The organism is Flavobacterium gilvum (assembly GCF_001761465.1).
Classification (GTDB): Bacteria; Bacteroidota; Bacteroidia; order Flavobacteriales; family Flavobacteriaceae; genus Flavobacterium; species Flavobacterium gilvum.
In genome coordinates this window covers 2,699,978-2,712,109 of record NZ_CP017479.1, presented here as the reverse complement: position 1 = coordinate 2,712,109, position 12,132 = coordinate 2,699,978, and the positions used below count along the sequence as shown (strand labels likewise).

11 protein-coding genes are annotated in these 12,132 nt (G+C 32.8%); 9 read left to right on the top strand and 2 right to left on the bottom strand.

Features of this window, described 5'->3' with window-relative positions; translation table 11 throughout:
• Positions 1-152: 152 nt before the first annotated feature.
• On the bottom strand, positions 153-989 hold the full coding sequence (locus tag EM308_RS11295) for a universal stress protein (protein WP_035638149.1): 837 nt from the start codon (positions 987-989) through the stop codon (positions 153-155).
• A 318-nt stretch (positions 990-1,307) separates the two neighbouring features.
• Positions 1,308-2,135 (bottom strand): universal stress protein, encoded by an 828-nt coding sequence (locus EM308_RS11290; protein ID WP_035638148.1) that lies wholly within the window; start codon positions 2,133-2,135, stop codon positions 1,308-1,310.
• A 211-nt stretch (positions 2,136-2,346) separates the two neighbouring features.
• Here EM308_RS11290 and mnmE point away from each other — a divergent pair, with 211 nt between their 5' ends.
• The 9 genes from mnmE to istB all read left to right on the top strand — a co-directional run bounded on the left by mnmE (position 2,347) and on the right by istB (position 12,109).
• Positions 2,347-3,747 carry a tRNA uridine-5-carboxymethylaminomethyl(34) synthesis GTPase MnmE gene (gene mnmE, locus EM308_RS11285; RefSeq protein WP_035638145.1) on the top strand — a complete coding sequence of 467 codons (1,401 nt, stop codon included), beginning with the start codon at positions 2,347-2,349 and terminating at the stop codon, positions 3,745-3,747.
• A gap of 320 nt (positions 3,748-4,067) precedes the next feature.
• Positions 4,068-4,532, top strand: a complete 465-nt coding sequence (locus EM308_RS11280; protein WP_231926268.1) for a helix-turn-helix domain-containing protein — start codon at positions 4,068-4,070, stop codon at positions 4,530-4,532.
• Positions 4,533-4,596: 64 nt separating this feature from the next.
• Entirely contained in the window at positions 4,597-5,754 is a 1,158-nt protein-coding gene (locus EM308_RS11275; protein WP_035638142.1) for a site-specific integrase, read from the top strand.
• Complete coding sequence (locus EM308_RS11270; protein ID WP_070261840.1) at positions 5,744-6,373, top strand: hypothetical protein; 630 nt, start codon at positions 5,744-5,746, stop codon at positions 6,371-6,373. Before EM308_RS11275 ends, EM308_RS11270 begins: the two co-directional genes overlap by 11 nt.
• Before the next feature lie 429 nt (positions 6,374-6,802).
• Positions 6,803-7,153: a helix-turn-helix domain-containing protein gene (locus EM308_RS11260; RefSeq protein WP_035638138.1), complete on the top strand. Its 351-nt coding sequence runs from the start codon at positions 6,803-6,805 to the stop codon at positions 7,151-7,153.
• A gap of 184 nt (positions 7,154-7,337) precedes the next feature.
• Entirely contained in the window at positions 7,338-8,891 is a 1,554-nt protein-coding gene (locus EM308_RS11250; RefSeq protein WP_081907311.1) for a DNA primase family protein, read from the top strand.
• Between the two features lie 108 nt (positions 8,892-8,999).
• The gene (locus tag EM308_RS11245; protein WP_070261838.1) at positions 9,000-9,695 is read left to right on the top strand and encodes a PG0870-related protein; all 696 of its coding nucleotides are present in this window, start codon (positions 9,000-9,002) and stop codon (positions 9,693-9,695) included.
• Positions 9,696-9,807: 112 nt separating this feature from the next.
• Positions 9,808-11,355, top strand: coding sequence for an IS21 family transposase (istA, locus tag EM308_RS11240; RefSeq protein WP_035634844.1), 1,548 nt, complete (start codon positions 9,808-9,810; stop codon positions 11,353-11,355).
• A 16-nt stretch (positions 11,356-11,371) separates the two neighbouring features.
• Entirely contained in the window at positions 11,372-12,109 is a 738-nt protein-coding gene (gene istB / locus EM308_RS11235) for an IS21-like element helper ATPase IstB (protein WP_035634847.1), read from the top strand.
• Positions 12,110-12,132 lie beyond the last annotated feature (23 nt).

Here is a 12,132-nt window from a genome sequence, read left to right as displayed (position 1 = left end):
AACAATATCAATATCAATGTCAATGTCAATGTCAATGTTAATGTCAATATCAATACGAAATGGCAATGGCAATGGTAATAGCAATAATGATGACAATTAAAAATCTAAAATCTGAATTCCAAAATCAAAATCTAAAATCTGAAATCTGCAATCTACCCTTCTTCATGCATTGCCAAAACAGGCACAATCGAAATATTAGCTATTTTTTGAGTAAGGCTTGGGCTGAATAATTCAGAAAAAAAGTTACGTTTATGGGTTATCATTGCCAAAATATCAATGTTTTTATGGGAAATGAAATCCAAAATAGTTTCTTTGACCAAATCACTGTTTACGATTGAAAAATTAACCGGTTCGTTTTCGAATTCTGTTTTCCATTCATTAATGGTTTCCTCCGAAACATCAGACTTACTGGTTTTTACATATAAACATTTCACCACTGCCGACGTTTTTTTGGCAATTTTAATAACATTTTTCAATGGCTTTTTATCTATATCTCTAAACCGGGTTGTAAAACCAATTGTTTTTACCTTATCATATTGAGCTTCAAAGGGTACACTAAGTACAGGAACACCAACTGCAGAAACCACGGAACCCGTATTGGAACCTACAAAAAATGATTCCCAACCTGTTGCCCCAGAAGTTCCCATTACAATAAAATCAATATTTTCGTCTTTGACAACTTGTTTTATCGCATAAATTAAATCGCCATCCATCAATTTGTGGGTCAATTTAATGTCTTCCAAGTTTCTTTTCCTGGCTAGTTCTCGAAGTTTGGGAATTTCTTCTTTGAACATGTCAAATTGTGCCAGTTGCAGGGAATCAAAAACATTGTAATAATTATCTGGAATAAATTGATTATCGACAATAGGCAGCTCAAAAGTATGCAACAACAACAGCTCTCCTTTTACAATTTTTGCAAATTCCAAAGCATGAACAAAAGCATTATTGGCAACTTCAGAAAAATCGGTGGGGAATAAAATCTTTTTCATTTTTATATGAATTATGGGTTGAACTTTGATTTAAGAAGTAAGATTTTAGATTTTTGATTAACGATTGTCGATTTCAGATTTGGTGTGACTAAATAGTAGATTCTCTTTTTTCTAGATCTTTTACTTCTTAAATCAAAAATCGTTAATCAAAAATCTAAAATTTCTTAACTCACTGGCGCTTTGCGTGAGGGATAGAAGCTAGCTACCGAAGTAGCGCGGATAGCCCGACCCAGTAAAGTAAAGGGGCGTATAAGCGGTACTCTACATAGGCCCCCTTTACTTTACTGGGGCACGCCCAAATTTATAAAATCAATAAATCTAATGAACGGATAAAATTGGGATATTGATATGAAATGACAACTTTTTGGAGAGGCTTACTTGAAAGAGTTTTTCAAAAAACCCTCTGTGTCGCTCATGAATCGCTACCATATTTATTTTATTTTTTTCGATAAAATCCAAAATAACGCCTTCTATATCGCTTGCCAAAACGGAATGAAACGCAATATCGGTATCTTTGAAAACATTCTGAAAATCGACCACAAAATCGTCATTATAAACAGTATGAGGCGGTTTTATATTTAAACAATCAACATGCGAATGAAACACATTGGCCAGATTTGTCACTTTTTTTAAAGGTTCGATATCACTCATGTTATATCTTGTGCTGAACAAAATTCTTTCGATAGGCATATAACTGCATTTTTCTGGGATTGCCAAAACGGTGACGTTGCATTCATTCATTATTTTTGCCGCCACTGTCCCCAAAAAAACTTCCCGCAAGTGGGTCACTCCTTTGGTTCCTATAACTATGAAATCTATGTTTTCCTTTTGGGAAAGTTTGACTACCTCTTTCACCAAATAGCCTTGTATGAGAACATTACTTATTTTTATATGCCCGAGATTATTGTCTTCGGCAATTTTTCGCAAAACTGGAACCTCATCTTTATAATTTTCAAAATCACTAAGCTCTTCATATTGATAAATATCTTCCAAATAGATTGAAACATCCAAATAGGCTGGTGAATCCAATTCATAAACGTGCAATGTAATAATTTCGGCTCCAATGGCATCCGCTAGTTTTAAAGCATAAATAAAAGCGTTTTTTGAAACTGCTGAAAAATCCGTTGGAAACAATATCTTTTTCATAATACATTTAATTTATTGAATATCAATCACCTATATAAAGTTACAAAACTTATAAAAACAAAGCATGATAATTGTCATTTAACTAAGTTTATTGTTTGTTGTTAATAGTTAATAGTTTGTCACTAAGGCATCTCAAATAATTACCCAGGACTAATTTCTAATCACTAAAGACTATTGAGTAATTTGCTTACTTTTGCATAAATTTCTTGTTATGATTCAAAACGACTCCATAGTTGCCTTAGCCACTCCTTCGGGAGCGGGCGCCATTGCTGTAATCCGAATTTCTGGCGAAGATGCCATCGCTATAGGACAGTCTGTTTTTCGATCTAAAAAAAACAAAGATTTAAGGGAACAAAAATCGCATACGCTTCATTTGGGGAATATTGTAGATAATCAAAAAACACTGGACGAGGTTTTGGTTTCTGTTTTCAAAGGACCAAACTCGTATACGGGAGAAAACACTATCGAAATTTCCTGTCACGGTTCTACTTATATTCAACAACAAATTATTCAGTTATTGTTGCGAAAAGGCTGTCGAATGGCCAATGCCGGTGAATTTACCCTTAGAGCTTTCCTGAACGGGAAACTAGATTTGTCGCAAGCTGAGGCTGTAGCCGATTTGATTTCGTCTGACAATGAAGCTTCACACCAAATTGCGATGCAACAAATGCGCGGCGGTTTTTCTAACGAAATTGCCAAACTGCGAGAGGAACTTCTAAATTTTGCTTCACTTATTGAACTTGAACTGGATTTTGCAGAAGAAGACGTAGAATTTGCAGACAGAACTCAATTTCATGAATTATTGAATAGAATAGAATTTGTCCTGAAACGTTTAATTGATTCATTTGCTGTGGGGAATGTTATCAAAAACGGAATTCCGGTGGCAATTGTGGGAGAACCGAATGTGGGAAAATCTACTTTATTGAATGCTCTTTTGAACGAAGAACGAGCCATTGTTTCGGAAATTGCAGGAACAACCCGCGATACCATTGAAGATGAATTAGTGATTGGTGGAATTGGTTTCAGATTCATCGATACTGCAGGTATTCGTGAAACGGCTGATGTCGTGGAAAGCATAGGAATTAAGAAAACCTTCGAAAAAATAGAACAAGCACAAGTGGTTATCTTTCTATTTGATGGTTTAAAATTTCAAGTCTCAAGTTTTGAATTTGTTTCTGAGATTGAACAAATCAAAAATAAATATCCACTAAAACCTTTGATAATTGTAGTAAATAAAAAAGATATATTGTCTGCTGATGAAGTTTCAAACATCACATCAAAGCTTGAAAATCTGAATGCAAAACTGCTATTGATTTCAGCTAAAGAGAAAATTGGTGTTGATGATTTAAAGAATGAATTACTTTCTTTTGTTAACACAGGAGCGCTTCGAAATAATGAAACAATCGTAACTAACACAAGACATTATGACTCTTTATTAAAAGCTTTGGATGAAATACAAAAGGTAAAATTCGGATTGGAAACCAACTTATCTAGTGATTTAATGGCATTGGATATCCGAGAAGCTTTGTACCAATTTGGAATGATCACAGGCCAAGTCACAAATGACGAACTGTTGGGTAATATTTTTGCTAACTTCTGCATCGGAAAGTAACCACCATTATTCAACAGATACCAAAACACAACAAATAACAACAAACCGCTGTTTATCAGCGGTTTTTTTTATACCTTTAATATTGTTTGTTAATATTTATTAAGTGTTAATTAAGTATTTATTTGTACCTTATTTGTACCTTTGACATATTGAGGTACAAATTTAGCATCAAAATATTTTTATTAGTTTACAAAGTTTACACTTTTGAACAACTTATTACACAAACAGACAAAATGAGTTCAAATATCCAAGTACAAAGAATTTGCGAACATTGCAAAAATGAATTTACAGCAAAGACTACTGTAACACGTTTTTGTTCCATGAAATGCACTAAAGCATCAAGCAAACAAAAAATCAGAAATACCAAAATTGAAATAAGTAATCAAGAGACTAAAAAAATAAAAAATGAACCAATTGAAAAATTAAAAGAAAAAGAGTTTTTAAGTGTTACTGAGGTCTCTAAATTAATTGGATGTTCCCGCCAGAATGTTTACAAACTTATAAATCACGGAAAATTAGATGCTACAAATATTTTAGAGAAGAAAACTATTGTTAAGCGTTCAGATCTTGATAAACTATTTGAAAAACCTCAACATATTCCTGTAGAAGCAGAACCAATAGAATACGATCTTTCAGAATGCTACAACCTTACAGAAATTAAATTAAAATTCCGAATTTCTGAAAGTGGAATTTACGGTTTGATTAAAAAACACAATATCCCAAAAATAAAGGATTGGCGATATGTGTATGTCCCCAAAAACATCATTGATAAGCTATTAACCTAAATTCGATTTATTTTCTTTTATACAACTACATTTTCACACTTTCTAGATTAATTTAATTAAAACTATGGCAACTAAAGTAACATTAAGGCAAAAACCTATAAGTAAAGGGCGTAAAAGTTTGTATTTAGATTTTTACCCACCTATTACCGTAGCCGGATTAGACAAACCAACACGAAGAGAGTTTTTAGGTCTTTACATTATAGATAACCCGAAAAATCCATTGGAAAAACTTGGTAATAAGGAAACGTTATTAGTTGCAGAACAGATTAGGCAAAAGCGTGAGAATGAACTAACAAAACCCGAGGTTTATAACGCCTTTGAAATAGAGCAACTAAAAGCTAAAGAAAAAGGAGAACTCTCTTTTATCGCTTATTTTGAGCAACTAATGGAAAAAAGAATTGGCAAAAATTATGATGTGTGGTTTTCATCTTTATTCTATCTAAAAGAATTTACTAAAGGCAGTTTAAAATTTATAGATCTCAACGAAAAATTTTGTAATGATTATAGAGAGTATCTATTAAAAACAAAGAGCCGAAGAACCGGAACTACAAATCTTTCACAAAACACCGCCCACAGTTATTTTAATAAATTCAAAGCAACTGTGAAACAAGCGTTCAAAGACAGTTTAATTCCTATCGATTTAAACGGTAAAATTGAACCTATAAAAGAAGCCGATTCCAATAGATTGTTTTTATCTATGGAAGAACTCAATCAACTGGCAAAAACAGATTGCCCCAACCCTATTCTAAAACAAGCTTCTTTATTTTCAGCACTGACAGGCTTAAGATTTTCTGATATTGAAAAATTAACATGGAGCGAAGTGGTATATAAAAACGGGCAAGGCTATTTTATATATTTCCAACAAAAGAAAACGAAAAGCAATGAGTATTTACCAATTTCCGAACAGGCATACACATTACTTGGAACTCGTAAAGAAGCAAACCATCAAGTTTTTGAGGGATTAGTTTATTCAGCACATCAAAATACTGTATTGTTAAAATGGGCAATGACCGCTGGAATACAAAAGCATTTAACCTTCCATAGCTTCAGACACACCTATGCCGTATTACAGCTTCAAGCAGGTACAGATATTTACACAATTTCAAAAATGTTAGGACACCGGGAGCTAAAAACGACCCAGGTTTATGCCAAAATAGTTGACGAAACCAAACGAAAAGCAACGGATAAAATAATTTTAAATTTTAATCAAAATGAATATTAACGATTTAAGAGAACTTGACTACTCAAATGCCATTTCATTACCCAATGCAATACGGAAGGAACTTGAAAAAGGAGGATATGGATTTACCGTTGAACTTGATGGGACATACTATTCTCATAACGTTTTCAATAATCTAAATGCAGATATTTCTTTAGCCTCAGACGAAGCTAAATTAAAATTATATGTTGATTTCAATAAAAATTTATCCTTAACAAATGCTCAATACGTAGCTGGATTTAGTGATGGATACCGCGATCGAAAATTTCTTAAAGGATATCCAGAAAATGAAAACAAAATATTTCAAATATTTTTTGGGGTTTACAATAAAGGCAATCACATTCATAACCCAAACATATTGAGATTCAAAAAAAATGCTCATACCTATAACGACTTAAAATTCCTACAAAAACAATTCTATGATTACGGATATGAAGTAGGCTGCTTCATTAGAAACTGGACAATTATTTTCAATAATGTTAACCTATTTGAAAGCATTTTTAACACTCATTATTCGGTGAAAAATGACCTACTAGGAAATCAGGAACTTGAGAATATTGAACAAAGCAAAACAAAAAAGATTAGATCAAAACCGATCGAAAAAATAGATATTAAAAAATAAAAGACATAATAAAACCCCTAAGCGGTTACTGGAACAAAAAACTAATTTTGAATGAAAATGACTTTCTTAGATTAACTAATTACATTTTTTTTATCATAGAAAAGCACTGTTTACCTGAAGAAACACTCCAATTTAACTTTACACCTGCATCTATTGAATTTATAAGAAAGACCGTCCATCTTGTTTATATTGAAATAGGAAAGAGAGATAAAGAAGTGTTTGTTTTATTGATTCACCTATTCAAACAGTTAGAAAATACAAATTCGGAGACAACTAAAACCAAGTTTTCAGTGTATTCAGGTGAGTATCAAAATGACATAAAAAACATGATTACTTATTGATTAGTAATTTTGGTAATCGCCAAATTACCAATTGATTACCAATAAATTACCATTTTTATTTGCGGTATTAATTTTCAAAAATATCGCCATGGAATTACTAAAATTCGAGCAATTACCATATGTAATCGCAGAACTAAAAACCGAGGTTAAAGAAATGAAAAACCTTTTACTCCAAAAGGTAGAACCTCAACCCGAAGCTGATGATCCGAAAAACATCAATGAAATTTCGAAACTAACCGGATTTAAAAAAAACACTCTCTACGATTATTGCAAACGCAATGAAATTCCTTATCACAAAAAAGGAAACAAATTGTTTTTTTTCAAATCTGAAATACTTGATTGGATCCGAACTGGTAAACAAAAAACAATTAAGGAGATCCAGGAAGATGCTAATGCTTATCTATTAAACAATAAAAAAGGCTTAAACTATGGAAAATAATATTTTACCTCAGCTAAGCCCCTTCCATATTTGTAATAGACAAGACAAATATACAGGTAAAACCAAACAATATCAAGTATTTACAATACAAATAAGTATTGATACTTTAGACCAACCACGCGTTTATAATATCTGGGCTGATATAATTCTACTGCCATTAACTAATCAATTATTTTTTTAGACAATGGAAAGGGATAATTTAAAAAAGCTAATTACAAACGATATTGTAAAGCTTGAAAACAGCATTGAGCCAATTCAAAAGACAACTGATGACATTTTACAGGAACTTTTAAAGTGTATCGGAAAAATAGACTTTCAAACATTGGCTTTTCCTGAAAGTGAAGATATTCAAAAGCAATATAGCATTTTGGAATCAATTCTTTTAAATAAAGGCGTATTATCCGAAAGTCAGCAAACTGAATTTGAGAAACTTGCTAAAAAGTTAAAAACATTCAAACTTGCTAAAAAACATTACTTAATTCTTTGTATTGAGCAACTCATAGCAATTGCCGAAGCAAATCAATGGGGATTATGCAAGAATAACGGCTTTATTTATTTGTTTAATGCTTGTTATTGGGTTGAAATAGACAAAGAATGTTTTCAATTTTTTTTGGGAAATGTGGCTTTGAAAATGGGAGTTGAAAAATTCGAAGGCAAAATTCACACGTTCAAAGAAGACCTTTATAAACAATTTATGGCAGATGTATATTTGCCTACACCTAAAGGAAAATTAAACTGTACCCTAATTAATTTTTTAAATGGTACACTTGAAATAACACCAAAAGGTAGGATCTTTAGAGAATTTAGACAGGAAGATTTTATAACATACCAGTTACCGTTTGAGTATGATCCTGAAGCCACCGCCCCACTATTTCAAAAGTTTTTAGATGAAGTTTTACCCGACAAAGACAAGCAAAAAGTACTTGCTGAATATTGCGGTTACATTTTCATTAAACAGAGTGTTTTAAAACTTGAAAAAATGTTACTCCTTTTCGGAACTGGCGCCAATGGAAAAAGTGTATGTTTTGAAATAGTTACTGCATTGTTTGGACGTGAAAATGTAAGCAATTATTCATTGCAAAGTTTAACAGAAGAAAAGGGATTTTACCGAGCAAAGATTGCCAACAAGTTAGTAAACTATGCAACGGAAATAAACGGAAAATTGGAAACAAGTTTATTTAAAGCGTTGGTTTCAGGCGAACCCGTTGAAGCCTGTGCAAAGTATGGGCAACCCTTCACAATGGTCGACTACGCAAAGTTTATTTTCAATTGTAATGAACTACCGAAAGATGTAGAACATACAAACGCCTACTTCAGACGGTTTTTGATTATCAATTTTGATGTAACCATTCCCGAAGACAAACAGGATAAACAGCTTTCACAAAAGATAATTCAAAATGAACTCCCTGGTGTGTTTAACTGGACATTGCAAGGACTTGACAGAGTATTGGAGCAAAAGAATTTTAGTAAATGTGAATCGGTGGACAACGCCCGCAGCGATTATGAAAAGCAAAGTGATAGCGTTCAGTTATTCATTAGCGAAATGGAATATAAGGTCTCAGCTACTGATTATATTTTAATTTCCGAATTATTCCCGAAGTATAAAGCATTTTGCATTGAAGACAATTACAGACCAGTTGGGAAATCAAATTTTATCAAACGATTGAAGCATTATAAGATTGAGGTTAAAAAGATTAACAAGGGTAATGTAGCTTATTTAACTCATGATAATTATTGAAAAAAAAGATTGTTTTTAGAAGCGCACTTTTTGCACCTTTTGCACCAGTCCAATTTCTTAAAGTGCAAAAGGTGCAAAAAGTGCACGCAAAACAAAACATTTATTATTATGGAAAATTTAAGATACAACCTCGATAAAAGCAGTAAAAAATTTATTTGTCCTAAATGTAACCATCGAACTTTTGTTTTGTATGTGGACATCGAAACTGGCAACTATTTACCTGATGCTTTTGGATGGTGCGACCGCGCAACAAACTGTCACTATCACAATGCACCTCCAAATGGCAAAAAGGCTTTTTGCATTCCTTTCTTGTCCTTAAAAAGTATTTCAGAAAAGGCATATAAATTGACCGATTCAAATGGTATTATTTCAATAATTCCAAAATCGCAAATACTGGAGCAAGCGAAAAATAATTGTTGGATTACAGAATGGTTTTTAAAAAACAGTATAATTCTATATCTATCAAACGAAAGCAAATATTTTATTACTGATGAAATTGGTTTTATAAATGTAGTCACACCGACAGAACAACCTCCAAAACTTCCTCCTAGTTTTCACAGTTTGCAACAATTGGACGAAATGTATATTAAAAATGCACAGATCGATAATTTAACCGAGTTCCTCCTAACTAAATTTTCTAAAGAAGAAGTTTTTACAGTAATGCAAAAATTCTTCATCACCGGAACTAATCATTTTTGGAAAAATGCAACGGCTTTTTTTCAAATTGATGATAAAGTGGAAAAAACGGTCAAATTGACCACCTCTTTCCAGTATAAATTGACCACCAGTTCCAGAGCAAACTGACCACCCCATTCCAGTTCAAATTGACCACCTAATTTTGGGGTAAATTAATTATTAAAAACTACAGACTTTTTCATGTCGTTAGAACCATACATTCGCAAAAAAAAAGCGGATTATGGCAAACAAAATAACAGACATGAGTAAAATTAGAAAAGTAATTAAATTCTATTGTGATGGAAAAAGTAAGTTATTTATAAGTAGCTACTTATCCCTTTCTAGGAATACGGTAAAGAAGTATATTTCTTTATTTGAAGTTCTCGGATTAAACTTTGAATTTATTGATAAAAAAACAGATGCTGAACTAGAACTTTTGTTTTCACAGACTACTGTGGAATCAATTAGTCCCAAATTACAAACACTCCATAATTATTTTCCTAAAATGGAGCGTGAGCTAAAAAAAGTTGGCGTTACCATACAACATATGTGGGAACAATATGCTGCCATAAACCCTGATGGTTACAGGAGTTCTCAATTTGCTCATTATTACAAAGTATGGAGTAAACAAGTCAATCCAGTGATGCATATGAATCATAAATCCGGTGATAAAATGTATGTTGATTATGCTGGAAAAACACTATCCATTATTGATAGCGACACTGGAGAAATCAAAGAAGTACAATTCTTTGTGGCTATATTAGGGGCTAGTCAATACACCTATGCTGAAGCTTCTATGAGCCAGCAAAAGGAAGATTTTGTTACTTCTGTAGAAAATGCCATGCGCTTTTTTGAAGGCACTCCTGCAGCAATTGTTCCAGATAATTTAAAATCTGCAGTAATAAAAAGCAGTCGTTTTGAGCCAACAATTAATGAAACTTTAGCCGACTTAGCGGAACATTACGAAACTACAATCTTGCCAACTAGAGCTTATAAACCTAGAGATAAGTCATTAGTTGAAGGGGCTGTAAAGATATTATACAGAAGAATTTATGTAACACTAAAAGAAACCAAATTCTTTTCTCTAGAAGAATTAAACCAACAGATATGGGATTTATTAGACATTCATAATAATCGAAAACTAACAGGTCGTCCTTACTCACGAAAAGAATTGTTTGTAGAAGATGAGAAACAAAAACTGCGTCCACTACCACAAGAACGCTTTGAAATCAAATATCAATCCTTTGCAACGGTAATGCAAAATGGTCATGTCCAATTAAGTCAAGACAAAAATTATTACAGCGTTCCGTATCAATATGTAAAGAAAAAAACGAAACTCTTGTACACAAGATCAACCGTAGAGATCTATTATAAATACAATCGAATAGCGGTTCATCAGCGAAATTACAAACCTTATGTCTATACCACAACTCCAGAACATTTAGCCAGTTCACATCAGTTTGTAGCTCAGTGGAGTGCTGCTCGATTCATTGATTGGGCAGGTAGTATTGATGAGTCAGTAGGAGAATATATTATGCAGATAATCGAAAGCAGAAACCATCCTGAACAGGCTTATAAAAGTTGTTTAGGAATACTAAACTTTGAAAAAAAGGTTGGTAAGCAGCGATTAATAAATGCCTGTAAACGAGCGCTTGACTTTAGAATTTACAATTTTAAGACCATCCAAAATATTTTAGAAAACAACTTAGATCGTATTGATTTAGAACAGGAACCTGAGCATGAACTTCCGAACCACGGAAACATAAGAGGCAAACAGTATTATAATTAAATTAAATCTTAAAAACATGAATGAATCCACAGTAACAAAAATGAGACAAATGAAACTTTACGGAATGTTTAATGCTTTTAAAACAGCGATTGAAAGCGGAAGAACAGACCACTACACACTCGATCAATTTGTATCGATGATTATTGATGCTGAATGGGACGAAAGGCACAATCGTCGTATAGAACGCAGTATAAAGAATGCTAAATTCCATTACAAATCAAATATTGAAAATGTCAATTTTGATGTATCCCGCAATCTTGACCGGAATACAGTTCTTCGTCTGGCAGAATGCGAATTTGTTGAAAAAAATGAAAACATCTTAATCACAGGAAGTACAGGTGTAGGCAAAAGTTATTTAGGTACCGCATTGGGTTACCAAGCCTGTATTCATGGCTATAAAGTAAGCTATTTTAATACTTCGAAGCTGTTTGCTAAATTAAAAATGGCCAAAGCAGATGGTTCTTACCTAAGAGAACTTGCCAAAATTGAAAGGCAAGACGTTATCATACTTGACGATTTTGGACTCCAGGCATTAGATAGTCAAAACCGAATTACACTTTTGGAGATTATTGAAGACAGGCATAATAACGGTTCTATAATTGTTACATCGCAAATTCCTGTACAAGGTTGGTATGATATAATTGGCGAAAAAACTATAGCTGACGCAATTTTGGATAGACTTATACATCAAGCCCACAGACTCGAATTGCATGGGGAATCTATGAGAAAGAAAAGAGGAATAAACAAGGAATAATATTTTAAGTATATTTGAGTACT

Excerpts from the sequence above, each read along its gene's own strand:
- EM308_RS11295 (WP_035638149.1), bottom strand. The coding sequence starts at position 989 with ATGAAAAAGATTTTATTCCCCACCGATTTTTCTGAAGTTGCCAATAAT.
- EM308_RS11290 (WP_035638148.1), bottom strand. The coding sequence starts at position 2,135 with ATGAAAAAGATATTGTTTCCAACGGATTTTTCAGCAGTTTCAAAAAAC.
- mnmE (WP_035638145.1), top strand. The coding sequence starts at position 2,347 with ATGATTCAAAACGACTCCATAGTTGCCTTAGCCACTCCTTCGGGAGCG.
- EM308_RS11280 (WP_231926268.1), top strand. The coding sequence starts at position 4,068 with ATGAAATGCACTAAAGCATCAAGCAAACAAAAAATCAGAAATACCAAA.
- EM308_RS11275 (WP_035638142.1), top strand. The coding sequence starts at position 4,597 with ATGGCAACTAAAGTAACATTAAGGCAAAAACCTATAAGTAAAGGGCGT.
- EM308_RS11270 (WP_070261840.1), top strand. The coding sequence starts at position 5,744 with ATGAATATTAACGATTTAAGAGAACTTGACTACTCAAATGCCATTTCA.
- EM308_RS11260 (WP_035638138.1), top strand. The coding sequence starts at position 6,803 with ATGGAATTACTAAAATTCGAGCAATTACCATATGTAATCGCAGAACTA.
- EM308_RS11250 (WP_081907311.1), top strand. The coding sequence starts at position 7,338 with ATGGAAAGGGATAATTTAAAAAAGCTAATTACAAACGATATTGTAAAG.
- EM308_RS11245 (WP_070261838.1), top strand. The coding sequence starts at position 9,000 with ATGGAAAATTTAAGATACAACCTCGATAAAAGCAGTAAAAAATTTATT.
- istA (WP_035634844.1), top strand. The coding sequence starts at position 9,808 with ATGGCAAACAAAATAACAGACATGAGTAAAATTAGAAAAGTAATTAAA.
- istB (WP_035634847.1), top strand. The coding sequence starts at position 11,372 with ATGAATGAATCCACAGTAACAAAAATGAGACAAATGAAACTTTACGGA.